This window comes from Shewanella algidipiscicola (genome assembly GCF_003605125.1).
Lineage (GTDB): Bacteria > Pseudomonadota > Gammaproteobacteria > Enterobacterales > Shewanellaceae > Shewanella > Shewanella algidipiscicola.
Map to the genome: position 1 here is coordinate 44,851 of NZ_QPQT01000016.1, position 25,333 is coordinate 70,183.

General features: G+C 46.1%; 22 protein-coding genes and 1 riboswitch. Of the genes, 9 read left to right on the forward strand and 13 right to left on the reverse strand.

The annotated features are described in order from the left end of the window. Positions 1 to 45 precede the first annotated feature (45 nt). From rbsK to DVO77_RS16075, 3 genes are all read right to left on the reverse strand, one after another. The gene (gene rbsK / locus DVO77_RS16065) at positions 46 to 1,209 is read right to left on the reverse strand and encodes a ribokinase (protein ID WP_249038194.1); all 1,164 of its coding nucleotides are present in this window, start codon (positions 1,207 to 1,209) and stop codon (positions 46 to 48) included. A gap of 242 nt (positions 1,210 to 1,451) precedes the next feature. Continuing rightward, complete coding sequence (locus DVO77_RS16070; protein WP_249038195.1) at positions 1,452 to 1,880, reverse strand: hypothetical protein; 429 nt, start codon at positions 1,878 to 1,880, stop codon at positions 1,452 to 1,454. A gap of 268 nt (positions 1,881 to 2,148) precedes the next feature. Beyond that, entirely contained in the window at positions 2,149 to 2,505 is a 357-nt protein-coding gene (locus DVO77_RS16075; protein ID WP_119979013.1) for a glutathione S-transferase N-terminal domain-containing protein, read from the reverse strand. Between the two features lie 354 nt (positions 2,506 to 2,859). On the opposite strand from DVO77_RS16075, the gene DVO77_RS16080 reads away from it, so the two are divergent. From DVO77_RS16080 to DVO77_RS16090, 3 genes are all read left to right on the forward strand, one after another. Beyond that, positions 2,860 to 3,564 (forward strand): DUF445 domain-containing protein, encoded by a 705-nt coding sequence (locus DVO77_RS16080; RefSeq protein WP_110456779.1) that lies wholly within the window; start codon positions 2,860 to 2,862, stop codon positions 3,562 to 3,564. A 118-nt stretch (positions 3,565 to 3,682) separates the two neighbouring features. Continuing rightward, complete coding sequence (locus DVO77_RS16085) at positions 3,683 to 4,033, forward strand: VOC family protein (protein ID WP_110456258.1); 351 nt, start codon at positions 3,683 to 3,685, stop codon at positions 4,031 to 4,033. A 1-nt stretch (position 4,034) separates the two neighbouring features. Next, positions 4,035 to 4,388, forward strand: a complete 354-nt coding sequence (locus DVO77_RS16090; protein WP_119979014.1) for a 5-carboxymethyl-2-hydroxymuconate Delta-isomerase — start codon at positions 4,035 to 4,037, stop codon at positions 4,386 to 4,388. 70 nt (positions 4,389 to 4,458) lie between these two features. Here DVO77_RS16090 and asnB read toward each other — a convergent pair whose 3' ends face one another. From asnB to purM, 5 genes are all read right to left on the reverse strand, one after another. Continuing rightward, positions 4,459 to 6,120: an asparagine synthase B gene (asnB, locus tag DVO77_RS16095; RefSeq protein ID WP_110456256.1), complete on the reverse strand. Its 1,662-nt coding sequence runs from the start codon at positions 6,118 to 6,120 to the stop codon at positions 4,459 to 4,461. Between the two features lie 398 nt (positions 6,121 to 6,518). Then, complete coding sequence (locus DVO77_RS16100) at positions 6,519 to 8,213, reverse strand: M28 family metallopeptidase (protein ID WP_119979015.1); 1,695 nt, start codon at positions 8,211 to 8,213, stop codon at positions 6,519 to 6,521. 204 nt (positions 8,214 to 8,417) lie between these two features. Then, positions 8,418 to 9,164 (reverse strand): HAD-IIA family hydrolase, encoded by a 747-nt coding sequence (locus DVO77_RS16105; RefSeq protein WP_119979016.1) that lies wholly within the window; start codon positions 9,162 to 9,164, stop codon positions 8,418 to 8,420. A 180-nt stretch (positions 9,165 to 9,344) separates the two neighbouring features. Then, entirely contained in the window at positions 9,345 to 9,989 is a 645-nt protein-coding gene (purN, locus tag DVO77_RS16110) for a phosphoribosylglycinamide formyltransferase (RefSeq protein ID WP_119979017.1), read from the reverse strand. Then, positions 9,989 to 11,026, reverse strand: a complete 1,038-nt coding sequence (purM, locus tag DVO77_RS16115; RefSeq protein ID WP_119979018.1) for a phosphoribosylformylglycinamidine cyclo-ligase — start codon at positions 11,024 to 11,026, stop codon at positions 9,989 to 9,991. The genes purN and purM overlap by 1 nt, the downstream gene beginning before the upstream one ends. Before the next feature lie 212 nt (positions 11,027 to 11,238). Between purM and upp the strand changes: the two genes are divergently transcribed. After that, the gene (gene upp, locus DVO77_RS16120; protein ID WP_110456250.1) at positions 11,239 to 11,865 is read left to right on the forward strand and encodes a uracil phosphoribosyltransferase; all 627 of its coding nucleotides are present in this window, start codon (positions 11,239 to 11,241) and stop codon (positions 11,863 to 11,865) included. A gap of 116 nt (positions 11,866 to 11,981) precedes the next feature. Here upp and DVO77_RS16125 read toward each other — a convergent pair whose 3' ends face one another. From DVO77_RS16125 to DVO77_RS16140, 4 genes are all read right to left on the reverse strand, one after another. After that, the gene (locus tag DVO77_RS16125) at positions 11,982 to 12,599 is read right to left on the reverse strand and encodes an acyltransferase (RefSeq protein ID WP_119979019.1); all 618 of its coding nucleotides are present in this window, start codon (positions 12,597 to 12,599) and stop codon (positions 11,982 to 11,984) included. 2 nt (positions 12,600 to 12,601) lie between these two features. Then, positions 12,602 to 13,339, reverse strand: a complete 738-nt coding sequence (tsaA, locus tag DVO77_RS16130) for a tRNA (N6-threonylcarbamoyladenosine(37)-N6)-methyltransferase TrmO (protein WP_119979020.1) — start codon at positions 13,337 to 13,339, stop codon at positions 12,602 to 12,604. Positions 13,340 to 13,452: 113 nt separating this feature from the next. Continuing rightward, positions 13,453 to 13,839 carry an Rcs stress response system protein RcsF gene (gene rcsF, locus DVO77_RS16135; RefSeq protein WP_110456247.1) on the reverse strand — a complete coding sequence of 129 codons (387 nt, stop codon included), beginning with the start codon at positions 13,837 to 13,839 and terminating at the stop codon, positions 13,453 to 13,455. Between the two features lie 1,629 nt (positions 13,840 to 15,468). Next, positions 15,469 to 15,861 carry an H-NS histone family protein gene (locus DVO77_RS16140; RefSeq protein WP_110456246.1) on the reverse strand — a complete coding sequence of 131 codons (393 nt, stop codon included), beginning with the start codon at positions 15,859 to 15,861 and terminating at the stop codon, positions 15,469 to 15,471. A 326-nt stretch (positions 15,862 to 16,187) separates the two neighbouring features. Here DVO77_RS16140 and DVO77_RS16145 point away from each other — a divergent pair, with 326 nt between their 5' ends. The 3 genes from DVO77_RS16145 to DVO77_RS16155 all read left to right on the forward strand — a co-directional run bounded on the left by DVO77_RS16145 (position 16,188) and on the right by DVO77_RS16155 (position 19,872). Next, a complete protein-coding gene (locus tag DVO77_RS16145) occupies positions 16,188 to 16,937 on the forward strand; it encodes an electron transfer flavoprotein subunit beta/FixA family protein (protein ID WP_119979021.1) in 750 nt (249 codons plus the stop codon). Further along, on the forward strand, positions 16,937 to 17,860 hold the full coding sequence (locus tag DVO77_RS16150; protein WP_119979022.1) for an electron transfer flavoprotein subunit alpha/FixB family protein: 924 nt from the start codon (positions 16,937 to 16,939) through the stop codon (positions 17,858 to 17,860). Before DVO77_RS16145 ends, DVO77_RS16150 begins: the two co-directional genes overlap by 1 nt. 148 nt (positions 17,861 to 18,008) lie before the next feature. Then, a riboswitch (Lysine riboswitch) is annotated at positions 18,009 to 18,225 on the forward strand. Positions 18,226 to 18,303: 78 nt separating this feature from the next. After that, complete coding sequence (locus tag DVO77_RS16155; RefSeq protein WP_119979023.1) at positions 18,304 to 19,872, forward strand: Na+/H+ antiporter NhaC family protein; 1,569 nt, start codon at positions 18,304 to 18,306, stop codon at positions 19,870 to 19,872. A gap of 350 nt (positions 19,873 to 20,222) precedes the next feature. Here DVO77_RS16155 and DVO77_RS16160 read toward each other — a convergent pair whose 3' ends face one another. Further along, positions 20,223 to 22,355 carry a M3 family metallopeptidase gene (locus DVO77_RS16160; RefSeq protein ID WP_119979024.1) on the reverse strand — a complete coding sequence of 711 codons (2,133 nt, stop codon included), beginning with the start codon at positions 22,353 to 22,355 and terminating at the stop codon, positions 20,223 to 20,225. Between the two features lie 269 nt (positions 22,356 to 22,624). Between DVO77_RS16160 and DVO77_RS16165 the strand changes: the two genes are divergently transcribed. Both DVO77_RS16165 and DVO77_RS16170 read left to right on the forward strand, forming a co-directional pair. Further along, positions 22,625 to 23,203: a thymidine kinase gene (locus DVO77_RS16165; protein WP_119979025.1), complete on the forward strand. Its 579-nt coding sequence runs from the start codon at positions 22,625 to 22,627 to the stop codon at positions 23,201 to 23,203. Positions 23,204 to 23,652: 449 nt separating this feature from the next. After that, entirely contained in the window at positions 23,653 to 25,227 is a 1,575-nt protein-coding gene (locus DVO77_RS16170) for a methyl-accepting chemotaxis protein (RefSeq protein ID WP_119979026.1), read from the forward strand. The last annotated feature ends 106 nt before the right edge of the window (positions 25,228 to 25,333 follow it).

Sequence of the window (25,333 nt, forward strand, 5' to 3'; positions counted from 1 at the left end):
CTGAGTCATTTTAGACTGAACAAGGCGCGCAGAGCTAATGGGATACTAAGCGTTAAGCCTTGCCGCGACCAAAGAGGCGTCAGGCATGTTTGCCGCGCCAAGACGCTCAACCGCTAACGAGGCATAGGCGTTGGCATATTTAGCCGCCTCATGCAGCGTACTGCCCTTGGCAAGCTCAGCCACCAATGCGCCATTAAAGGCATCGCCTGCACCAGTGGTGTCGACCACCGCGCTTTTTAACACATCAACTTGGGTAAATTGGCCATTTTCATAGAGTAATACCCCATCGGCGCCACGCGTTATCACCACAGAGCTAACCCCTAAAGCATGTATCGCGATTGCAGCTTGCTTAGCACTTTCTAAGTCGGTGACTTCAATGCCAGTCATGAGAGAGGCTTCAGTTTCATTGGGAGTTATCATATCCACCAAAGGCAGTAACTCAGGGGTTCTGTCATGGTATGGTGCGGGGTTGAGGATCACTTTTGCGCCGCTCTCCTTGGCGATACTCATTGCTAACTTGATAGCATCAAAATTGGTTTCAAGTTGGGTAAGAAACAGCTCTGCATTGATAATATGATGCTTGGCCGCGTGCACTTCATCGGCGGTGAGGGTCATATTCGCGCCTTCATTCACCGCAATCATATTTTCGCCGGCTTGCTCGCTGACATAAATGAGCGCGGTTCCTGTAGGGCTGGTGGATGACTCGACAATAATGGTGTTGGCTATGCCAGTACTGCTTAGGTGTTGGCGGGCAAATTGACTAAATTGGTCGGTACCAATTTTGGTCATAAAGGTGATGTTAGCGCCATTTTTCGCGGCAGCATAAGCTTGGTTGGCCCCTTTGCCACCGGCACCAATACTGCTACTGCTTGAATGCAGCGTTTCACCTGGTTGAGGGAAGCGCTCTAGGTTCGCAACGATATCGACATTGAATGAGCCAAGTACAAATACATTATGTTTCATTTTTCTTAATCTACCTTGGGTTGAATCGAGTCCTAAGGTGTCGCTCAGCAAGTTGTGTTCTATCAATTGTGCCAGCATAGCATCCAAACTGTACTTTTTGATATCCACCCCTTCAGACTGACAGACGCCGCCATGAATTCGTTTTACTAGGCCGTCTTGTTCCAGTTGGGCGAGATCACTGCGAACCGTTTTGGCTGTTACCGTGAGTAACCTGGAGAGTTGTTGGTTAGACAGCTGTTTATGCATGCTAAGTAGCTTGAGAATAACAGCCAGCCTTTCATTTCGACTTAGTTTGTTCATGGTAGAATATAGTTGTTCTGCGGCAGATAAATTGTGATAGAGGTGAGAGCTTAACACGTAAAACGAACGATTTGGTTCGTTTGGGGCGTTGAGCGTTTATTTTAACAGTTGGCTTGAGTGAGAATCATCCGTGACGGGCTGCGGGGAAGCCTGAAATGGGCAAGGGGGATAGATGAATCTGGGCATGGTTATTGAATGAATTTGTCGATATCTTCTGTGCTGGCGCCTTCATTACACTCACCACGGATCTCACCTCGCCCCATTTCGATGATACGGCTCAATTCGATAAAGCCATCACGGCAATATCCTGTCATGGTAATGGTTTTTTCAAGCCCTAATTCAATTTGCTGTGTCCAGTTAGACAGGTCGGGAGAAGTGTTCTTTTTTCTGCTTTGCTGACGTTGTATTTGCCTTGCCTGCAGCAGATGTGGTTGCTCTATGGTCGGCAATATGGCGTATTTTATTTTATAGGTAAATAGCTTAATGCCATCACCTTTAATTTGGGTTTGGAATTTGTCTTCCACTTTGATATCGAAATCATCGACACTACGCTGACTGGCGGTGCATGCGCACAGCATTGATAACCCGATGAGAATGACGGCATTTTTTATTTGCATGATTTTATTGTCTTTATATGCATTTATTTAAATGTGGCTCGAGGATAACCTAAATTGGGTCATTTCGCATCTATCGCCTGTTATCACTGTTGACACCTTAGTATCTCTTGGTCGCGTCACCTGCGGAGGATAAATTTATTGGCCTATTGAGCAGGTGGGATGTAGATAGCGTAGCCGGGTGATGTAAGCAGCGTTACGAGTTACCTTAAAAGCTGATGGTGAAAAAATCATGCGCGTTAGTCATGGTGATTAACGCGCGGGTAAAGCATTACGCGAAGCGTTGGTTAAGGTAGTTAATGATGTCTGAAGATTCATACATCCAGTGTACTTGGCCATTTTCTTCTATGCGTAAACAGGGCACCATGGCTTTACCGCCTTGTTCTAGCAGTGTTTGTTGGTGTTCGGCTTGTTTGGCATCGACGGTCGCGATATTCAGGCCCTGACGACGAATAGCACGGCGCACTTTGACACAAAATGGACAGGCCGGATATTGGTATAGCTGCATGTTGCGAGTCTGTTCATCGATTTTTGCTTGTTCTGCTATCGGGCGTTGGCGCTTCTTGGGGGCAAAAATGAAATTAAAAAACAGAATAATACGACCTAAAACCCAACGAACAATAAACATTGACAGCATCCTCATGTAATTTGATGGGCGCGATTTTAACCTAAGTGTGACCGGGATCAAAGTGATGATTGAGCTGGCTGTATTATCGGGGCCTTGAAATAACGCTTGTTTGGGTTTGCAGCACTTGTTGATGTGTTAATCGTTAAAGCATGCCGATAATGGCGGAGCAAAGGCCAACAGGGCTTGATCTTAAAAGCCTAACCCCCATGTTATTTCCATGGGGGCGGAGGAGTAAAGGCCACTTGTTACTCAATGGCTTATGGCGTGGCTTATGGTAAGATACGCGCGTTTTTAGACATCAAAGCAGGTTATCGACAAGTTGCTGTTAACCTTGGTCGTTGGAGAGAAGAGACGTTGAACAAGAGCTTTATTACAAATTTACTCGCTGGCGCGGTTATGGCGACAGGCTACCTATTGGCTTCCCCTGTGATGCTCAATGTTGGATTATTTGCCCTGTCGGGCGCCTTAACCAACTGGCTTGCTATCCATATGCTGTTTGAAAAGGTGCCCGGTTTATATGGCAGTGGGGTGATACCTGCTCGGTTTGAAGAGTTTAAAGCGGGCATTGCCCATTTGATGATGGAGCAGTTTTTTACCGACGAGAATATCGATAAATTCTTGTCTCAGCAGGGCGATGGTGCGTCGCACATTAACTTAACCCCTATCATTGAACGCGTGGACATGACCCCCGCATTTGACGCGCTAGTGACCACGGTTGAACAATCATCTTTGGGCGGCATGCTCGCCATGTTTGGTGGCACTGATGCCATTGAACCATTAAAGGCGCCTTTTATTGAGAAGATGAAAAACTCACTGATAGAGATCACTCAAAGTGATGATTTTTATGCGCTATTAAAGCAAGAGATTGAGCAGCCTGATGTATTGGCCGAATTGAAAGCTAAAATCACCGCGATAGTACACCAGCGTCTTGAAGAGTTAACCCCACAACTGGTGAAACAAATTGTTCAAGAGATGATAAAAAAACACTTAGGGTGGCTTGTCGTGTGGGGTGGGGTGTTTGGTGGTTTAATTGGTTTGGTCGCCGCCTTGATTGCCTAAGTAAACGCTTGGATGTCGATAAACAAAAAAGAGAGCTTAGGCTCTCTTTTTTGTTTAGTCATTAACGTGTTATCTGTGTTAATGTTTTATCTACTGCTATCGACAATATGAGGCGATTATGGACGCTCCCTTAAGCATTAATTATTTAGAAATTCCGGTGTTAGCCATGGCACCCACTAAAACGTTTTTTAGTGACGTGTTCGGTTGGCAATTTGTCGATTATGGTGACAGTTATAGCTGCTTTATTAATGCAGGCATAAACGGCGGCTTTTACTTAAGCGAACAGCACTTTGACTTAAGCCAAGGTGCGCCCTTGATTGTGATCTATTCGGCGCAACTGACCCACACATTGGCCGAGGTGGAGCGGGCGGGAGGCGTGATCTCCAAGGCGATATTTTCCTTTCCCGGCGGCCGTCGTTTTCACTTTAAGGACCCCAACGGTAACGAATTTGCGGTTTGGTCACAATAATATGCCACATTGTATCATTGAGTATTCGGCGCCACTGGCGCAGCAGTTCGATATCAACGCCTTAGTCCAAGCCGTGCATCAGGGGGCGATTAATTCAGCCTTATTTGAGTCATCGGCCATTAAGTCGCGTAGTTACGCCAGTGAGCATTCACAAATCGGCATGTTAGCCGATGGCAGTTTTATCCATCTCACTTTTCGTATCATGCCCGGACGCACTGATGCGCAAAAGCAGCATTTAACCCAGAGTGTCTATCAAGCCATGGCAAGCTTAACCGCTTCGGTCAACAGTATCACCATGGAAGTACATGACTTGGTGCCTGAGCACTATTTTAAGCGCAGCATACCTTGCGAATGAGATTAGGATTATCGACATAAAAAAGAGACCTTAAGGTCTCTTTTTTAGTTTGCGATGTGATACTTATCGCTTAAGCATACGCGCTTTCATGTACCGACTGCACTGCACGGCCAGAAGGGTCGATGATGCCTTGTAAGCTCTCATCCCAAGCCAGCGCTTCAGGCGTCGAACAGGCCACCGACTTGCCGCCAGGCACTGTTTCTGCTGCTGATGGCAGTGGGAAGTGTTCTTCGAAGAAACAACGATAGAAGTAAGCTTCCTTCGTTTCGGGCGTGTTGTATGGGAATCTAAATTTGGCGTTAGCCAGTTGTAGATCGTCAACCTGCTGCGCCGCATGATCTTTAAGACCATCGATCCAAGAGTAACCTACACCATCACTGAACTGCTCTTTTTGACGCCATGCCACTTCTTTGGGCAGTTTGTGCTCAAATGCCTGGCGTAAAATATGTTTCTCGATGCGGCCATCTTTTGACATTTTAGCTTCAGGGTTGATGCGCATGGCGGTATCGATAAACTCTTTATCAAGAAACGGCACGCGAGCCTCGAGCCCCCAGGCCGCCATGGCCTTGTTGGCGCGTAGGCAGTCAAATAGGTGTAGCTTGTCCAATTTACGCACTAACTCTTCATGGAAGGCTTGAGCATTAGGCGCTTTATGGAAGTAAAGATAACCGCCAAATAGCTCATCGGCGCCTTCACCTGACAATACCATTTTTATTCCCATAGCTTTGATTTTACGGGCCATTAAGTACATTGGCGTGGCTGCGCGAATGGTGGTGACATCATAGGTTTCAAGGTGGTAGATCACATCTTTAATCGCATCTAATCCATCTTGGAAGGTAAAGGTGATCTCATGATGTATGGTGCCAATGGCATCGGCCACTTTTTTAGCCGCCAGCAGATCCGGCGCGCCTTCGAGCCCCACAGCAAATGAATGCAACTGAGGCCACCATGCATCGCTAGCACCATCATCTTCGATGCGGCGTTTAGCAAAGGTTTGGGTGATAGCTGAGATGATTGATGAATCTAATCCACCCGATAGCAATACGCCATAGGGCACATCAGACATCAGCTGACGCTTTACAGCAGCTTCGAGGGCATCGCGTAGCTCATCGACGCTGGCGTCGTTGTGCTCTACTGCGCTAAAAGATTGCCAATCACGCTGATAGTACTGCTCGTAACCTGCTGGGGTCAGTAAGTGGCCCGGCTTAAATTCTTCCACGGTTTTACACACAGGCATTAGTGCTTTCATTTCAGATGCGATATAGAAGTTACCTTCTGCGTCGCGGCCGGTGTATAGCGGAATGATCCCCATATGGTCGCGACCAATTAAATAGGTATCTTGGGTTTTGTCGTACAGTACGAAAGCAAAAATACCGTTTAATTTATCTAAAAATGCGCTGCCATATTCTTGGTATAGTGCCAAAATCACTTCGCAATCTGAGTTGGTTTGATAGCTGTACTTATCGCCTAATTCAGCTTTGAGTTCTTTGTGGTTATAGATCTCACCGTTGACAGCAAGAATCAGCGTTTCATCGTCAGATAACAGTGGCTGTGCGCCATGTTCGATATCGACAATGGCTAAACGTTCATGGGCTAAAATGGCCTTATCACTGCTGTAGATCCCTGACCAATCAGGGCCACGATGGCGCAGTAGTTTGGACATCTCTAGTGCCACTTGACGTAGTGGAGTCGCATCGGACTGAATATCTAAAATGGCGAATATTGAACACATAACAAAAACTCCCAAAAACTCACTTAATCTCAATTGCCAATCACTTTGACAGCATTTTATCGATTTGCCAAACCTATTTTTTGATAAAACATCGGTTTTATAGGTTTTTTAGTGACTATTTACATGGTTGTTTGGGGTGTAAAATGATGATTATTTATTTTAATGGCGATTTTTGTGGTTAATCACTATTTGGGTTGGGTTTTTGATGCCGAGATTTTGACAATCTTAAATTGACTCGCAGTTTATGATGTTATGGCCAATGTTGGTGGGTAAATGAGCTATTTGTATGGTGTGATGATTATCTATACAGCAAAGGCTTCAATGAGAAGCCTTTGACAATCTAGTGAGTTGAAACATGTCAGTAAGCGTGAGTGAGTCTGTGACCTAGGCGACTAACATTACTGCATGCCTTGGGCTGTTACATTTTCTGGCCTTTGCGGCGTGTTGGCTGCCGGGGTTTTGGCTGGGCGTAAATGGTGAAACTCAGTGCCCGGGTAGTAACCGGGCCAGTCGTCACTATTAGCAAGCGTTTGTGCTGCCTGATAGTAGACGCCTAAATCTTGCAGCGCGCCAGAAAGATCCCAATCGGCACGGTATTCATCGCACACATTGTGATAACAGCCTTTCATCTTTTCTTTCATTGATGCACGGTAGGCTTTAGACGCTTCATCGGCAGGTTCATTACCTCCACCGGCAAAGACGGCTGGTACACCATATTGGGCGAAGCTGAAGTGATCAGAGCGGAAAAAGCCACCAGCTTCAGGACGGGACTCGCTAACTGCGATACGTTGCTGAGTACTAGCTGCGGTTGCAAGATAGCTTTCCAGTTCTGATTTACCTTTACCTACTATAGTGTAATCACTGGTGCGGCCATAAATGTTGGTGCTATCTAAGTTAAATACCGCCACTGTGTTTGTTAAAGGGTAGAGTGGATTAGCAGCATAATAACGAGAACCAAGCAGACCTTGCTCTTCACCTGTGGTGGCGACAAAGGTTAACGAACGCTGCAAGGGGTTGCCCTCACTCGCTTGTTTGGCAAATTGGCGGGCAATTTCCAATATGCCAGCAATGCCTGAAGCGTTATCTAAGGCGCCATTGTATATTTGGTCACCCCCTTTACTAGCATCGACGCCGATATGATCCCAGTGGGCAGTGAAGAGGATCTGCTCTGCCTTAGCTTGGCTGCCCGGAAGCGTGGCGACCACGTTATAGCTGTTAGTGTATGTGGCTTGATTGGCAAAGGCGATATCGGCAGTTTTGTCCAGTGCCACATTGATGGGGCCGCTTGCGGCGCGGTCAGTTAATGTGGCTAGCGATAACCCCGCGGCGTCAAACAGTGCCTTGGCGTTAGTTTGGGTTATCCAGCCCTCAACTTGTACGCGCTGTGCTTGAGTGGCGCTGTCTAATACTAAATCTTGTTGAGCGCCGGTCCAGCTATTTTCTACCACAGACCAAGGGTAAGCCGCGGGCTGGGTATCGTGCACTATAATGGCGCCCAGTGCACCTTGGCGGCTAGCCTCTTCAAATTTATAGGTCCAGCGACCATAGTAGGTCATGGCTTTGCCAGTAAATTTCCCCGAATCGGGTAGGGCAAAACCAGGATCGTTGACTAAGATCAGCGCGATTTTTCCGCGCATATCAACTCCTTGATAATCGTTCCATTGATATTCTGGCGCGTTGATACCATAGCCGACAAAAACCAGTGGGGCATCCTTGATATTCACTTGTTGGTTATCGTGGCGACTGCTAAGCACTATGTCTTGACGATAATGCATTGTGATACCTGCAAGGCTAACTTGTTGCTGTTCGCTGGCGGTATAGCTCACCATAGGTACAGATTGCAGATAACTGCCATCGTTCGCCCCAATGAGTCCAGCCGAGGCAAAGGCGGTACTGAGATAGTCCAGTGTGAGTTGCTCGCCACGCGTGGTTGGTGCTCGGCCTTCAAAGGCGTCTGATGACAGGGTTTGGATATCTTGACGAAATCGCGTTTCGTTAAACTCTGGCGTGTTTAACGCAGTGTGTATCTCTGTTGGGTTTTGGCTACAGGCGCTGAGTATTATCAGCGCGCATGCGGGCAGGAGTAATCGCATCTCATATCCTATTTTTATTGTTATTTATGACGGTAGTTTGAGCTTTATTGAGCGCGATCATTATGGTTCTAAGTGGTGTGAGTTGACATGAATAATGTCAGTGGCGCTCAATATTACTGCTGGGACATGATGGGGAAGATGGCACACTTTAGCAAGTGAGCCATCTGATTAAAATGTTACGCTTTATGACTATGGGTTGATTGATTAGATAACGTCGATGTCACCGGCGCAGTCAAAAATATGGTTAGGTCTAAAGGGTTCTTTTTCGATATCTTTGAGCTGACTGACACCGCTGGTCACTAAGATGGTTTCGAGACCTGCTTGGAACCCAGCTAAGATATCGGTACGCATGTTATCCCCAATGATAACCGTGTTTTCAGAGTGGCCATTGATGTGGTTGAGTGCACTGCGGATGATCCACGAACTGGGTTTACCGACGCAAAAAGGTTTACGGCCGCTGATGCGTTCAATCGGCGCACATAAGGCGCCGCAGGCAGGGCTATAGGCTGGGCCGTGAGTGTCCGGATTTGTGGCAATAAAACGGGCTCCACCAGCCACAAACTGTGCGGCTTTATGGATCATGTCCCAGTTGTATGAACGAGTTTCACCCACAATCACAAAGTCAGGATTAATGTCGGTAATGGTAAAGCCGGCTTTGTATAACTCGTGAGTCAAGGCACCTTCACCAATGACATAGGCTTTATCACCCGATTGATGCTTAAGAAAGTCAGCAGTGGCCATGGCGGAGGTGTAAAAACAGGCTTCTGGAACATTGATGCCAGCAGCGCCGAGGCGGTTTTGCAGATCTTTACCGGTTTGTACGGGATAGTTGGTGAGGATGACTAACGGATTGCCCTGTTCTAGGATCCGCTCTATAAAGGTATCACTTCCCGGGATAAGCTTGTTGTTATGCAGTAATACACCATCGATATCGCAAATTACATTTTTCATCTTTGCTTCCATGTGGCTAGCAGAAATTAACTCCTCTCCATCTAAAACCAATTAAGCAGTAAAAACAATACTCACAGGCCAATTCTTTAAGTGCTCTAGCAAAGATTGCCTGGGATTACGTGCAAGTAAAAAAAGAGACCCTGAGGTCTCTTTGTTATTTATGCTGTTAGCTATTGCCCGTTAATCGGCGGCATAGCCCATAACATCGAGCGGTTTACTGTCGAGATAGGCTGCGCCATCTTTCATGATTAGGCGGTTTTGACTAAACCATTTAACCACGAGTGGATAGATAGCATGCTCTTGCTCATGAACGCGCTCGGCAAGGGTTGTGGCATCATCTTCTGGGTAAATCGGCACTTTGGCTTGCAAAATAACCGGCCCAGCATCGAGCTCAGGTGTGACAAAATGCACGCTGGCACCGTGCTGATTGTCACCGGCATCGATTGCCCGCTGGTGGGTGTGTAGCCCGGTGTATTTGGGGAGTAAAGAGGGATGAATATTGATCATTCGCCCCTCAAATTGCTGCACAAACTCATCGGTTAATATCCGCATAAAGCCTGCCAGTACGATAAGATCGGGTTGATACTTATCGATAGCTTGCTTCAGGCGAATATCATAATCGCTACGGGTTTCACCTTGGTGCGCTATCACACAACTGGTATCTATCTCACTGTGATGGGCACGTACAAGGCCATAAGCATCGGGTTTATTACTGATAACACCAACGACTTCGGCATGTACATTGTCATCACAGCCATCGATAACGGCTTGTAAATTACTGCCATTACCTGAGATTAAAACTAATACGCGACAGCACTGGGGCATTAGATGATCTCCACTTGCTCTTCGTCGCCATTGCGGCTAGCAATGTCACCGATTAGCCAAGCGTTTTCACCTTCGGCTTTTAGTAAACTTAAAGCACTGTCTACTTGATCTTGTGGCAAGGCGATAATCATGCCCACGCCACAGTTAAAGGTACGGTACATCTCAAATTCGGCGATGTTGCCATTGACCATTAACCAGTTAAATACGGTTGGCCACTGCCAAGAATCACCTTTAACCACAGCTTTGGCGGTATCAGGCAGTACGCGTGGGATATTTTCCCAGAATCCACCGCCAGTAATGTGTGCCATGGCGTGGATATCACTTTGCTCAAGCAGCTTTAGTAGCGGCTTAACGTAAATTTTGGTCGGCTCGAGTAGGTGATCGATAAGCGGCTTACCATCAAGGTCTTGCTGCGGATCGGCTTGGCTTACTTCAAGCACCTTACGAATAAGCGAGTAACCATTTGAGTGCGGGCCGCTCGAACCTAAAGCGATAAGTGCATCACCGGCGACCACTTTAGAGCCGTCTAGCACATCTTCTTTTTCAACTACGCCAACACAGAAACCGGCCAGATCGTAATCTTCGCCTTCATACATGCCAGGCATTTCAGCGGTTTCACCACCGATCAATGCACAACCTGATTGGGCACAACCTTCGGCAATACCATTGACGACAGAGGTTGCCGTTGCAACATCCAGTTTGCCAGTGGCGTAGTAATCGAGGAAGAACAGTGGCTCTGCGCCGGCAACGATTAAATCGTTCACGCACATGGCCACTAAATCAACACCGACACTGTCGTGTTTTTTGTAATCGATGGCCAGTCTAAGCTTGGTACCTACACCATCGGTGCCAGAAACAAGAACTGGATGTTTGTACTTAGTTGGTAGCTCGCAAAGGGCACCAAAGCCACCGAGGTTGCCCATAACTTCTGGGCGGTGGGTACGTTTTACAGCAGATTTGATATTGTCTACCAGGGCGTTGCCTGCGTCGATATCAACACCTGCGTCTTTATAGCTTAGTTGGGTAGGAGTGCTCACGGAGGATCCTCTCGGGTACATCGTTATTGGATTTTTATGCGCCGCATTCTATCAGTTTGTGGAGGCGCTCGAAAGTGATGATTTTGAATATTGAAACGGACTTAGCTCACGATTTACCGTGTTTATAAAACTTTATGTTTTCCAATTTGGACAAATCTACTAAAATCGGTGCAATTTGCTCAAAAAACACAAATATGCATCAGGAGAAAACGATGAAAGTAGTCGAAGTTAAACACCCTTTGGTCCGTCATAAAATTGGATTAATGCGTGAAGGGGATATTAGTACTAAGCGTTTTCGCGAGTTAGCAGCAGAAGTAGGAAGCTTATTAACCTATGAAGCGACCGCAGACTTTGAAACTGAGAAAGTGACCATTGACGGTTGGAATGGTCCAGTTGAAATCGATCAAATCAAAGGTAAAAAAGTCACTGTAGTGCCTATTTTACGTGCGGGTTTAGGCATGATGGATGGTGTACTTGAGCATGTACCGAGTGCGCGTATTTCGGTAGTTGGTCTTTACCGCGACGAAGAAACCTTGCAGCCAGTGACTTACTTTGAAAAGTTAGCCAGCAACATGCATGAGCGTATCGCGCTTGTGGTCGACCCTATGTTGGCAACGGGCGGGTCAATGATCGCCACTATCGACTTATTAAAAGCCCGTGGTTGCACCTCAATTAAAGCCTTGGTGTTGGTCGCTGCGCCAGAAGGTGTTGCTGCACTAGAGAAAGCCCATCCTGATATCGAGCTATTTACTGCATCTATCGATGATTGCCTCAACGAGCAAGGTTATATCTTGCCAGGTCTGGGTGATGCTGGTGATAAAATTTTCGGCACTAAATAACATGCGGACGGTGTAAACCGTTTGGCAATAAAAAAATCCGATGCCATTGGTGATCGGATTTTTTTTATTTTATTGTGTGCTATCGAGTCTGCTATTGAGCCCTAATGATTGCACGATTAGGCTTTATCTCTTCTGTCGCCAATCACCTTAGCCGGATTACCCGCCACAATCGCATAATCAGGCACATTTTTAGTGACGATACAGCCCATGCCGACCACGGCGCAGTTGCCAATCGTGACACCATCGACGATGCCGGCCTGAGCTCCTATCCATACATCTTTGCCGATAACGATGCCCTTTGAGTGGGCATTTTGCTGGTAGATGGGCATGGTGGGCGATATGCCATGATTAAAGGCGTAAATGGTGACGTTATTGGCGATGCGGGTTTGGTCGCCAATAATAATTTTGCCACGTCCACCATCGAGCGAGCAGCCGTGATTGATCGCCACCTCGCGACCTAAAATGATCGGCCCATGTAAAAAACAATCGGCGGCTATCATGCATTGGTCGCCAATAATAATATCGCGCCCGGGCTCAGCAAACAGCTGCGCCTGTGGCGCAATAAAGCAGTGCTCACCTATGCTAACGGTTTCAACCGCCATCAGGTGCTGTTGAATGGCTGCTTGCCAGGGTTGAGCCCAGCTTAAATGTTTCGGCTTAAGTGAAAAATAGAGCCAAGGCATGTAAGCGAGACGCTGTTTGTGTTGGGCTTGATAATCGATAATGTCAGTCATGGTCAGTCATCTAAACAGGGTTTTTGCACATTGGAAGGGCGGATCGCCTCCACGTGAATGGCACCATCAATCGCTCGCCAGAGAATATCTAAATCGTAGAGCGCCACCTGATATTGCTTGGGATCGGCCTTGGCTTTTTTATAAGCTGGACGTGGATCTTGGGCTAGTACTCCTTCAATAATGGCTTGCAAGTTAGGGTACTGGCTTTGCTGGTAATGGCTCAGTTGCTGCTGCACGGTATCGGTAAAATGCACCTCGGCTAACACTGGCGCGTCATGGGCGATACCGCCTTGGGCATCATCAATCGCATCTGAAAAAGGGATGTAAGGTTTAATGTCTATGATGGGCGTTCCATCGAGCAGATCCATTGCTGAGATCTCAAGCATCACTTTGCCTTTTTGTTGGTGGATCCCATGCAGTTTCACTACCGATTGCCCGATGCCATTAGGGCGAAACGTGGATCGAGTGGCAAACACCCCTAGCTTTTCATTGCCGCCTAACCTTGGCGGTCTAACCGTGGTTTTCCAACCTTGAGCTAAGTTTTCATGAAAGCTAAATAACAGCCAAATATGCGAGTATTGCTCTAATCCACGCACGGTATCGATATGATTAAATGGAGGCTGTAGTTCGACAAACCCCCTAGCGGCACTGACCAGCCCTGGTTGTCTTGGAATGCCGAATTTTTGTTTATAAGGGGTGTGGCAAATGGCCACCGCCTGAATTTTGCTGCTAAAAGTCATTCAACTCGCTCGGTTAACCGCAAGATAATATGAAGCTTGGCTTCATCGGTAAAGGGCAGGGAACTAAAGCCTGATTGATAAGGCTTTAGTTTACCTTGACTCCTGCCAAGGTTTTATTTGTCTGTGTTGGTTTGAATCAGAATGGCTTGGCCTACGCACAAGGTTTGAGTTACGCAGGTTTTGCTGGGTTGGTCAAACATCACGCATCGTTTAATGAGCAGACCATTGGCGCCTTTATCGGCGGCGGCGTAGCGTGCTGCTGTGCGTGCTGCTCCCATGGAGGCAGGCGCATCATTTGGGCGCTCTTGGCAAGATTCGCCCTCGACCATACCTTTGAGTTCATAAGGCACTGTTGGCTCAGTACCCTCTGGATAGAGGGTGACCTCTCCCACTTTAAAATAGTCGTTAATGGCTTGGCCATCTAAATTGCTATTAAAAGTGTATTCACTGGCGCAACCAGCAAGGAGTAAAGCAAATAGGGCAAGGGTGATTTTTTTCATGCTAATGGCCTGTGTATGTTGTGGCAGTCAAATGTCAATTCATCATTCACATTGTACTGTTTAAGGTAGAAATACTACCGTTTTAGTTAAGCTTGATAAAGTTGTTGTTGGTGATTGTTCTCATCTATCTTAATCATAAGTGGAAAAATGGCTTTGAACGAGATCGATAAGACACCTTAAAAATAACCAGCTTGATTTAACTTGGTGTATCGCCTGCGTGAAATTATTGAGCTTCTGACGGTGAACGGGATAAGCCATGAGCGGGGGCGAATAAACCATATTTGCGTATGTGAGTGTAAAATTGGCCTTGTAAGCGTCGTCTATATTGTCGCGGCCCCATTATTTTTCTCGTGTTAATAATAGTCTTAAGTTAACGATTGGCCGTGATGTTATATCGATTATGATTCAGTAATAACAGGCGTAAAGTGGGGTTGTAGCGGCATGAAAGCGTGTAGGTAAATTATCCGCTTCAAATTTTAATGTGTAAACACCATAGTGACATTAAGCGCGGCTCATCTGAAAAGCTATGTCCATCCATTGACCATTAACACAGCCCATTAACACAGCCCCTAATTCAACGCCAAAGTGAAAGACTTTAAATAAATATAGATATTGGCGTTATGGGGCGAACAAGACATTGCCGATCACTGTCCTATATGCCATGTCTATGTGCCGTTTCATCGGGATAAATTCATCGATGATTCATTTATGGATCGATTCACTACTCGAGGTGATATTATTAAACCCCTGCACTTATTAAGTGTATTAATGCATTTGTCTTGTGAATCTCTTTATTTTTATCTGTGGTCAGTCACATTTGTAGGCGCTGAACTGTCAGCATTGCCATCATCTATAGATAGAGGAGGGCAATGCTAGCGATAACAACCCGATTATTGGACATTCGAGTGTGATGAACCGACTGGCAGTTTTAACATGGTTGATAACTCGCTTTTTCTATGTTGATTCACTTCATTGCTTCAATCAATATCAACACCTTTTATATTGACTTTATATGGGTTTCATTAGTTATGTTTCACCATTTGTCATAAAGTTATGATGACTGTTTTCGTTTGTCTCTAATACTGCGGTAAGCGCTAAAGTCGTCTTGTTAGGGTCGTTATCATGCTGGTAATTTTGCAGTCCTGAGTGTCCTAATAATTAGTCTCTATCGCTATTCCCCTTGACCATTTACCATAGGAATACCTTGTCGCAACGATAATTTAAGGCATATATATCAACAGTATAACTGTCTGTTGATGTCTAGTGTAATGTGTTATTGCTAGATTCCACAGCCACGTGTGAGCAGGGCTTCTCAGGTGTCTTATTTTTACTTGGTATTGATTTAAAAGTAAAAGGACTTAGATTTAGAAAGCAATCACCCTCTCGACAATAACCCATTTTAAATTAGCTAGAGAAGTTGAGTCCATGTATGCAGTGATTAAATGGCGTGGGTATAAGATTTTTGCTAAAAGTTATTATTGGAGATATCTGAACGAGGGATAAAAAGAATATTAGCAACGCTTAATTTGCTTAGTATACTGTTTCTTATAAAAAACAAGCCAACGCATAAACGTTGGCTTGCTGCTATTAAATCACTGCTCATGCTCTCGGCAATGTTCGTTTGTGCGACTAGATAAGAAACTCTTCTAGGCTGCGGCCTTTTTCTAATTCATTTTTAAATACGGTTGGCGTTCGACCTTGACCTGTCCAAGTGATGGTTTCACCATCGACTTCGATTTTATATTTAGGTGGACGAGGTGCGCGTTTTTTCGGTGCACTTTTAGCAGCTACAGCGCCTAAATCATCAACTGATAAACCAACGGCTTCCATTTGAAGACGGATCTCTTCAATTTTTGCATTGCGTTCAGCGATAGCTGCGCTTTCTTCTTCAGCCTGCTTCTCTTTATCGGTAATAATCTTTTCTAGTTTGCTGGCAACATCTTTTAAGTCTTCTACTGATAACTCTTTTACCGCAGCTTTAAAACGACGGCCATGCGTCAATATATCTAGAAATTCGCTCATATTATGGTGTCCCACTTAAATATAATTGTGAATAGGATTTCAGTGATAATAATAGAAACTAATACCGTCTTAATCAAACGAATTAAATAATTATTTTGCTATATATAGTCATTTTATTAATGCAGAGTCTAATTTCATTAAAATTGATGGGGAAAAGTGAACGTAGTCCCTTTTATATTGACGTTTTGTGTCATTTTTCGTTTGTAGATTTCTCGTTGCGTTCTTGTTGACGTTAACGTCAACAGCACGTAAAGTGGCTTAAGTTTGTGATAGTTTTGCTATGCACTTTTTTATTCAACATAAAAAGATAGTAAGAAGGAAGCCTTATGAAAGTATTGGTGCCAGTTAAACGCGTCGTCGATGCCAATGTGAAGGTCAGAGTGAATGCTGACAATAGCAACGTCGATACCGCAAATCTTAAAATGGCGATTAACCCATTTTGTGAAATTGCCGTAGAAGAAGCGGTTCGGTTAAAAGAAGCGGGTATTGTCACTGAAATCGTCGTGGCAACTATAGGCCCTAAGGCTGCCCAAGAGCAACTGCGAACCGCCATGGCATTGGGTGCCGATCGTGGTATTCATGTCGAAACTGACGAAGCACTCGCGCCGCTTTCCATTGCCAAGCTGCTTAATGCGATTCAGGCCCAAGAGCAAGCGCAGCTTATTTTACTGGGCAAGCAATCTATTGACGGCGATAACAATCAGACCGGCCAGATGTTGGCAGCATTAGCTGGCATGCCGCAAGCGACTTTTGCTTCAGAGGTGAAGGTCGAGGGTGACACTGTGGTGGTGACTCGCGAAATCGACGGCGGACTACAAACGTTGAAGATGCCACTGCCAGCTATCATTACGACAGATCTACGTTTGAACGAGCCTCGTTACGCCAAATTACCCAATATTATGAAAGCAAAACGCAAACCACTGGAGACCATCACTGTCGACAGTCTTGGCGTTGAGCTAAAGCAACATCAAAACGTGTTAAAAGTCACTCCACCTGCACAGCGTAAGGCGGGCGTGATGGTGGCTTCTGTTGAGGAGCTGGTTGAAAAGCTAAAAAATGAAGCGAAGGTGATCTAATGGCGATTCTAGTAATAGCAGAACATGATAACGCGAGTCTAAAACTAGACACGGCCAAAGTGGTAGCGTGTGCACACCAAATTGGTAGCGATGTGGATCTATTAGTCGCCGGTGAAAACTGTGCCACTGTGGCCCAGGCGGCTAAGCAATTGAGCGGTGTGCGCAATGTGTTAGTGGCTGACAATGGCGCTTATGCCCATGGCATCGCCGAAAACTTAGGGGCGCTAGTGGTCTCTATCGCCAACGATTATCAACATATTTTGGCTTCGGCCTCGAGCCTAGGTAAAGATGTGCTTCCTCGCGTGGCTGCCTTGCTTGATGTGGCACAACTGTCTGAAGTGGTTGAAGTGGTCAGTGAAGATACCTTTGTGCGCCCAATTTATGCTGGTAGCGCGATGGCAACCGTGCAGAGTTTAGATGCCATCAAGGTGATGACGGTACGCGTGAGTGCATTTGACGCCGTAAGCAATGATGGCGCAGCAGCCGAGCAAAGTCTTGGTGGTGTTTTTACCAGTAATGTTGAATTTGTCTCACAAACATTGACTGAATCAGAGCGCCCAGATTTAGGCGCTGCATCGGTTGTGGTGTCGGGCGGCCGTGCAATGGGCAGTGCTGAGAATTTTGCGATATTAGAGCAGCTTGCCGATAAATTGGGTGGCGCTTTAGGGGCATCTCGTGCGGCGGTGGATGCGGGTTATGTGCCTAACGATCTGCAAGTGGGACAAACGGGTAAGATTGTTGCGCCAGATCTGTACATTGCCGTTGGGATCTCGGGTGCGATTCAACACCTGGCTGGGATGAAGGATTCTAAGGTGATTGTGGCTATCAACAAGGATCCAGAAGCGCCTATTTTCCAAGTGGCCGATTATGGTTTAGAAGCCGATCTGTTTGATGCAGTACCTAAGTTAGTGGCACTTCTTTAATTAATTGTAAGTACTTAGTGAAGGTCTTGGTGTTCATTTAAAACTTAGTGTGATATAGATCACGTTGGGCGGCTTTAAGGTAGCATCCTTAAAGCCGCTTGTGTTTTTATGTGCGTCACGCCTGCCGATAGTGACATTGGTAGGCGTCCTGAGACGTAGAGGTGCATTAAATATTAGTAGTATTCGTTAGGGTGATGCCGTATAGCGAATAGGAAAGGATTTGATGCCGAAGTGGTTGAGTTCATCAAAGTTCACTGCTGGGGCTGTCATCGAATAGAGGCAGCACTGCCATAGTGCTTTTTATCCGGAATGATAAAAAGAAGGTATACCGACAACTGGTATCACTATGGAGCGCTACTGATAGGACAGGTGTAATATCTTTTGCTATATCCCACCAGTTCAGTTGCCCTCCATTCGTATTTTAACGAAGACAATATAAAACAATGACAACTTTGAGTTACGCCGATTCGGCGCTGTCCTTGCTGCCTCCTGTGGTGGCTATTTTGCTGGCGATTTTTACTCGTCGAGTATTACTTTCGCTTGGGGTGGGCATTCTGCTTGGGGCGGTTTTTATTACCAATTACTCAGTAGTAGACTCAGGACACTACCTGGCTAAGCAGGTGGCAGGGTTATTTTGGGACGATGGCGCCCTAAATAGCTGGAATGTCTATCTTCTTGGTTTCCTTATCTTGCTAGGGATGATCACTGCGTTGATCACTGTCAGCGGCGCTGCTAAGGCATTTGCCGATTGGGCTCGTCAGCATATTCGTAATAAACGAGATGCTAAGTTGCTGACCATGTTTTTAGGTTGCGTGGTTTTTATTGACGATTATTTCAATAGTTTAGTTGTCGGCAGTGTGGCAAGACCGTTAACGGATCGCTATTACATTTCGCGCAGTAAACTGGCCTATCTGCTGGATTCGACCGCAGCCCCAATCTGCGTTATCTCACCAGTATCGAGTTGGGGGGCGTATATTATTGCGCTGATTGGCGGTATTTTAACGGCACATGGTTTTGCCGATACCGGGCATCTAAGCGTGTTTATTCAGATGATCCCGATGAACTTCTACGCCATCTTTGCGCTGTTACTCCTATTATGTGTCGCCTTTATGGGGCTCGATGTTGGCCCCATGCGCCAGCATGAGCTTAACGCCCAAAAGGGCCATCTGTATGATGAATCTAAAGGGCTACCACCAGGGGCCAATAGCGATCTGCCTGAAGCCGATTCGGGGAAAATTTCAGGATTATTTTTACCCATTACCGTACTGGTTGCCGCCACTATCTATTTTATGATCAGCAGCGGTGCCGATGCGTTAGCTGCCGAAAATCTGCCATTTACCTTAATTGGCGCCTTTGAAAAGACCGATGTGGCTTCATCACTGTTTTTTGGGGCGATCATTGGCTTGGTGGCCACATTACTGTTAGTGCTCAGTCAAGGCTTAGATAAATCATTAATCCTTAAAGGGATGATTGCGGGCGCACGCTCTATGTTACCTGCTATCTATATCTTACTGTTTGCCTGGACGATTGCCGGTGTGATTGGTCAGATGGAAACGGGTAAATATATGGCCAGCCTAGCCACGGGTAATATCCCCTTTGCATTACTGCCTGCGGTATTATTTATTTTGGCCGGATTGACCGCGTTTTCAACGGGCACCAGCTGGGGCACGTTCGGCATCATGTTGCCGATTGCCGCCGATATGGCCATGGGCACCCACACCAATATGATGCTACCTATGCTGGCAGCTGTATTAGCGGGCGCGGTATTTGGCGATCACTGCTCACCGATCTCCGATACCACCATTTTGTCGTCAACAGGCGCCAATTGTCATCACATCGACCATGTATTAACTCAGCTACCTTACGCGCTTATTGTCGCCGGGATAAGCTTAGGTGGCTATGTGGTGCTAGGCTTTACCGAATCGCTGGCTGCAGGCTTAGGTGCCAGCAGTGTGCTGTTTGTGATAAGTGTGGTTGTACTTCGCTATCAAGCCGCAAAGCCGACGATATAATCATGTTCCGCTAGGGCGAAACCAGTGATAAAAAAATGCCGCTAATCATAGCGGCATTTTTATGGGCGTTGCATGAGTCACTGTAATGTAAACCGCAAGGCTCAGTGTATTTACGCAGTAACCTTACGCGCTTATTGTCGCCGGGATATGCTTAGGTTGCTATGTGGTGCTAGGCTTTACCGAACCACTGGCTGCAGGCTTAGGTGCCAGCAGTGTGCTGTTTGTGATAAGTGTACTTCGCTATCAGGCCGCAAAGCCGACGATATCATCATGATCCGCTAAGGCTAAATCAATGATAAAAAATGCCGCTAATCATAGCGGCATTTTTAATGTGCTTAGCGTGAATAGCTTTAGTTTAAACCACGACGCTTAAGTAACGCTTCTGTGGTCGGTGCTTGTCCACGGAAGGCTTTGTAGGCTTCCATTGGTGGCACACTGTTACCCACTTCACGAATGGTCTTACGGTACTTCATGCCGATGTTGCGGTTTAATCCACCTTGGGTTTGCACGTAGGCGAACGCATCGGCCGCTAAGATCTCACTCCACATATAGGCGTAGTAACTGGCCGAGTATCCACCGGGGAAGGCATGAGCAAAATAGGTCGACTTATAGCGTGGTGGTACGGCAGCGATATTGATGCCATGTTTTTCCAGCGCGTTAGCTTCGAAATTCGCTACATCTTGTAATGGTGCGTCAGCAGGTAGTGAGTGCCATTCTAAATCTACTAATGCGGCGGCCATATACTCTAGGGTATCGAAGCCTTGATTGAAGCTGCGCGATTTAAGTAATTTTTGCAGCAATTCATCAGGGATCACCTCACCAGTCTCATAGTGCTTAGCATAGTTAGCTAACACCTTAGGGTGGGCTGCCCAGTCTTCTTCGAAGGTCGATGGGAACTCGACAAAATCACGAGAGACCGCAGTGCCCGATAGGCTAGGGTAAGTGACTTTAGAGAACATACCGTGAGTGCCATGACCCAATTCGTGGAACATAGTGGTCACTTCATCGTAGCTAACGAAGGTGGGCTCTCCCTCTGGCGCCTTCTTGATGTTCATCACGTTAACCACCACAGGCTTATTGTTAAGCAGTTTTGATTGCGCTACAAATGAGCTCATCCATGCACCGCCACGCTTGCCTTCACGGGCAAAGTAATCGCCATAGAAAATCGCCATCGAAGTCCCGTCAGTATCAAACATCTCATAGGCTTTCACATCTTCATGGTACACAGGAAGATCGGGACGGGGCTTAAAGGTCACGCCGTAAAGCGATTCCAGTGTGAAAAATACGCCGTCAGTTAATACTCGATTGAACTCGAAATAAGGCTTGATGGAACTTTCATCAAGATTAAACTTCTCTTGACGTACCTTCTCGGCATAAAACGCCCAGTCCCATGGCGCTAGGGTAAAATCGCCACCGGTTTTATTGATCATCGCCTGAATATCGTCGGCTTCTTTTTGAGTATTAGCGACAACGGCTGGCACCATAGAGCCAAACATCTTGTAAACCGCTTCAGGATTTTTAGCCATCTGCGGTGCTAGGCGATAGTCAGCCCAGCTCTTGTAGCCAAGTAGTGCGGCGCGCTCGGCGCGAAGTTGTGCAAGACGAGCAACCAATGAAGCCGTTTCGTTTTCACCCTGCATACCTCGGGTCGATGAGGCTTGCCACACACGCTGGCGTAACTCACGGTTTTCAAGCTTAGCTAATACAGGTTGGCGCGTAGTATTGGTGATGCTAAGCAGGTATTTGCCTTCATGGCCTTGAGCCGCTGCATCGGCTTTGGCGGCGCGAATTTCACTGTCAGACAAGCCCGCTAATTGATCGACATCATCAACAACCACCGCAATCTCTTTGGTCAGGCGCATTAGGCGCTGGCTAAATTCATTGGTCAGTGTCGATTGTTCTTCATTAAGCACGCGAATTTGTGCTTTTTGCTCATCGGTTAATTTGGCGCCAGCCATGACAAAGCGTTGGTGATAAACCTCGATGAGGCGTACTTCCTCGTTGGTCAAACCTAAGGTGCTGCGCTGTTGATAGAGGCTGTCGATGCGAGCGAATAATGGTGCGTTAAGGTGAATATTGTCTGAATGAGCGGCCATTTTGGGCGCCATTTCACCTTGGATTTTACGCATTGTTGGGTTGCTATCTGTGCCCGCCAAGTTATAAAACACCTTTGAAGCACGGTTTAGCAGTTCGCCGCTGGTTTCTAGTGCGACTATGGTGTTTTCAAATGTTGGTGCTTCGCTGTTATTGGCAATCGCGAGTACTTGTTGATAATGCTCTTTAATGCCTTGTTCTAGCGCAGGTTTAAAATGCTCATCCTTAATGATGTTAAAATCAGGCGCTTGATATTGCAGCGCACTGGGTTGCATTAACGGATTTTGAGTTTGAACCGCTGCGGCAGAAGGCGCTTGAGTTTCATGGATTGAGCAGCCTGTAAGGGCAATCGTGGCCGCGATAGACGCAGCAAGTAATGTTTGGCGCATGTGTATAAGAACCTTCAATTGTTGTCTTGTTATTATTTACTCGCGTTTAAAGTAGCAAGTTTGAATTAAAATTGTCTTAAGCAACTTTGAGTTTGCTCAGATATTTTACTCAAATTTAATAGTTAACAATACCATTAATCTGCTTTGTTAGGGAAGTGTCAGCAATGTTTTGTGGTTCACAACTAGGGTAATTGAACCAGTTTATAGCTGCGAAATAGGACTAATTAGTGTTAAAATGTGCCCTCAAAATAATCATAGGAATAACTCAGTTGGCGCAGCTCTATTTTTACTATTCTGCGATGAATGCAGGTAAATCGACCTCTTTACTTCAGTCATCTTATAATTATCGCGAGCGCGGTATGCACACTTTAGTGATGACAGCGTCAATTGACGATCGTTATGGCATAGGTAAGGTGGCGTCACGTATCGGTATTGAGACTGACGCGCAAGTGTTCAGTGCTAGCGATAATTTATCCGCGATGATCAAGCGTGCTCATCAACAACAACATTTACACTGTATCTTAATTGATGAATCACAATTTCTCAGTAAAGAACAGGTAAAGCAATTAACTTATGTTGTTGATATTTTAGATATTCCAGTATTGTGCTACGGGCTTAAAACCGATTTCCAGGGTGAGCTTTTTAGTGGTAGTCAGTACCTGCTTGCTTGGGCCGATAAGCTGGTCGAGCTAAAAACTATTTGTCATTGCGGTCGAAAAGCCAACATGGTCGTGAGACTCGACGGTGAAGGCAAGCCCATGAAAGAGGGTGAGCAAGTGGCGATTGGTGGTAATGAAAGTTACGAGTCTGTTTGTCGTAAACATTTTCGTGAGTTTTTGTGGGATTAAATTAACTAGGGGTGAAATAGCGGCTGATTGTCTTTTAGTGATATACCTCTCCTCCACCTTGTTACACCATAATTACGATTACTCATTAGGCTGCGTGAATATGCGGCCTTTTATCTGTGATTGTCAGTTAGGAAATGAATAACTGTGGGGTGTTAAATAATAGCCACAGTTTATCGATTAAATTTAGTTTCTATATTTCGCATTTTTTCTGATGCTTATTATTACCTCGATGATCCAATTTTTGTAAAATCTGTGATCTAGCTTTGATAATTGTATATCTATAGGTAATACCTAGTATTATGATTGTATTTCAGAGATGAGATCTCGCTCTTAAAAACATCGGTTGTAACATTATCGATACATAAAAGTTGTGCTAGATCAAAAGTATCTTTTGGTCTTAGCCTCAGAATTTAGCGATTCCAACGACCAATGACTAAATTTGATAGCTAATGCGTAATAACCAACCAGTGACCGATAAAGAGGTACTGCTAAGCGACGAAGATATATTGTTGTCTACGACAGACCTAAGCGGGAATATTTTACATGCTAATAACGACTTTTGCCGAATTTGTGGTTTCGAAGAAACGGAGTTATTGCAGCAACCGCACAATATTGTGCGCCACCCCGATATGCCCAAGCAAGCTTACGGCATGTTATGGAAATCACTCAAAGCGCGTCGCGCTTGGATGGGAATCGTTAAAAACCGTTGTAACGATGGCGGGTTTTACTGGGTTAATGCTTATGTGGCACCAGTTATAGAGAATGGTCAGGTTAAAGAGTATCAATCGGTTCGCCGCCGCGCAGACAAAGCGCAGATTGAGCGAGCAAAAGCGATTTATCAGAGTTTGAATAAGGATGAATCGCGCCATGAGCTCGACAGCGCAACGTTTAGTTTTACCACTAAAATCAAGTTGTTTGCAGTGGTACTGATGCTGCTGAGTTTAGCCTGTAGCATCTATTCGCCCTGGTTAGCATTGGTGATGATGTTGCCTATGTGGTTTGGGCTGCAGCGGATCATGCGGCCACTGAATGAGCTTAATGAACGCGCTCTGTCGATATGTGATGATGGGGCGGCAAGGTATATTTTTACTGGGCGTAACGATGAGATAGGCAATATCTTATTTGCCATGGACTCCCTGACCGCCGAGGTAGCCGGTGCAGTGGGGCGAATGGCAGATACATCATCGGCCATTGCACAAGACAGCTCAGAGCTACTGGACTCCATCACTGCTGCAGCGCAAAGGGCTGACAGCCAGAGTCAACAAACGGCGCAAGCCGCTGCGGCCGTCGAGGAGATGACAGCAAGTTTTAATGAGTTAGGTGAACAAATTAAACAGGTGGCCGTTGATGTTGAAGGTAGCCAAGCCACCGTGGCACAGGGCTATGCGCAGTTAGATGCGGTGATCAGTGCAATCAATGGGCTCAATCAAGAGGTCGGCAATTTTGCTGGCGTGGTACAAGAGATTGAACACGACAGCGTTGCAATCAATGAAGTTCTTGATGTGATCAGTAATATCGCGGAGCAAACCAACTTACTTGCGCTGAATGCGGCTATCGAAGCAGCGAGGGCGGGTGAGTCGGGTAGAGGCTTTGCGGTAGTGGCCGATGAGGTGCGAAAACTCTCGTCGCGAACCAGCGACTCTACCAGTCAAATAGATGAAATTGTTAATAAATTTCAACAAAGTGCCGCCAATGCAGCACGTACATTAGTCGCAGGACAAACCCAAGCGACTCGCGCCGTTGAATTGGTGAAGCAGGCGGAAACGGTATTTGCTGGATTAGTCTCAACCATGCAGCGCATCAATGGTATGACAGATCATAGTGCCAATGCGATGAAGGAGCAGGGAATTGCGGCCACAGAGATAAGTGACTCGTTACAAACCATCAGTGAGTTGGCCTGTGAAGGGTATGAACAATCCCAAGCCGATCGCAAACTGGGGCAAAGTACTTCGCACAAAGCGTTAGAATCGCGGCAGCTCGCCAGACAGTTTTGGACTCAAGCAATACAACGCGCTAATCGCTAAGTCGTTTTAACAAAAACCACCCTAGAATCGGTATCCTTGGGTGGTTTTGCGGTTTATCCCGCGCTCAAGCGATGAGCCAACGCTCGGGTTATCTCCCATTTAGCAT

Excerpts from the sequence above, each read along its gene's own strand:
- rbsK (WP_249038194.1), bottom strand. The coding sequence starts at position 1,209 with ATGCATAAACAGCTGTCTAACCAACAACTCTCCAGGTTACTCACGGTA.
- DVO77_RS16070 (WP_249038195.1), bottom strand. The coding sequence starts at position 1,880 with ATGCAAATAAAAAATGCCGTCATTCTCATCGGGTTATCAATGCTGTGC.
- DVO77_RS16075 (WP_119979013.1), bottom strand. The coding sequence starts at position 2,505 with ATGTTTATTGTTCGTTGGGTTTTAGGTCGTATTATTCTGTTTTTTAAT.
- DVO77_RS16085 (WP_110456258.1), top strand. The coding sequence starts at position 3,683 with ATGGACGCTCCCTTAAGCATTAATTATTTAGAAATTCCGGTGTTAGCC.
- DVO77_RS16090 (WP_119979014.1), top strand. The coding sequence starts at position 4,035 with ATGCCACATTGTATCATTGAGTATTCGGCGCCACTGGCGCAGCAGTTC.
- asnB (WP_110456256.1), bottom strand. The coding sequence starts at position 6,120 with ATGTGTTCAATATTCGCCATTTTAGATATTCAGTCCGATGCGACTCCA.
- DVO77_RS16100 (WP_119979015.1), bottom strand. The coding sequence starts at position 8,213 with ATGCGATTACTCCTGCCCGCATGCGCGCTGATAATACTCAGCGCCTGT.
- DVO77_RS16105 (WP_119979016.1), bottom strand. The coding sequence starts at position 9,164 with ATGAAAAATGTAATTTGCGATATCGATGGTGTATTACTGCATAACAAC.
- purN (WP_119979017.1), bottom strand. The coding sequence starts at position 9,989 with ATGCCCCAGTGCTGTCGCGTATTAGTTTTAATCTCAGGTAATGGCAGT.
- upp (WP_110456250.1), top strand. The coding sequence starts at position 11,239 with ATGAAAGTAGTCGAAGTTAAACACCCTTTGGTCCGTCATAAAATTGGA.
- DVO77_RS16125 (WP_119979019.1), bottom strand. The coding sequence starts at position 12,599 with ATGACTGACATTATCGATTATCAAGCCCAACACAAACAGCGTCTCGCT.
- tsaA (WP_119979020.1), bottom strand. The coding sequence starts at position 13,339 with ATGACTTTTAGCAGCAAAATTCAGGCGGTGGCCATTTGCCACACCCCT.
- rcsF (WP_110456247.1), bottom strand. The coding sequence starts at position 13,839 with ATGAAAAAAATCACCCTTGCCCTATTTGCTTTACTCCTTGCTGGTTGC.
- DVO77_RS16140 (WP_110456246.1), bottom strand. The coding sequence starts at position 15,861 with ATGAGCGAATTTCTAGATATATTGACGCATGGCCGTCGTTTTAAAGCT.
- DVO77_RS16145 (WP_119979021.1), top strand. The coding sequence starts at position 16,188 with ATGAAAGTATTGGTGCCAGTTAAACGCGTCGTCGATGCCAATGTGAAG.
- DVO77_RS16150 (WP_119979022.1), top strand. The coding sequence starts at position 16,937 with ATGGCGATTCTAGTAATAGCAGAACATGATAACGCGAGTCTAAAACTA.
- DVO77_RS16155 (WP_119979023.1), top strand. The coding sequence starts at position 18,304 with ATGACAACTTTGAGTTACGCCGATTCGGCGCTGTCCTTGCTGCCTCCT.
- DVO77_RS16160 (WP_119979024.1), bottom strand. The coding sequence starts at position 22,355 with ATGCGCCAAACATTACTTGCTGCGTCTATCGCGGCCACGATTGCCCTT.
- DVO77_RS16170 (WP_119979026.1), top strand. The coding sequence starts at position 23,653 with ATGCGTAATAACCAACCAGTGACCGATAAAGAGGTACTGCTAAGCGAC.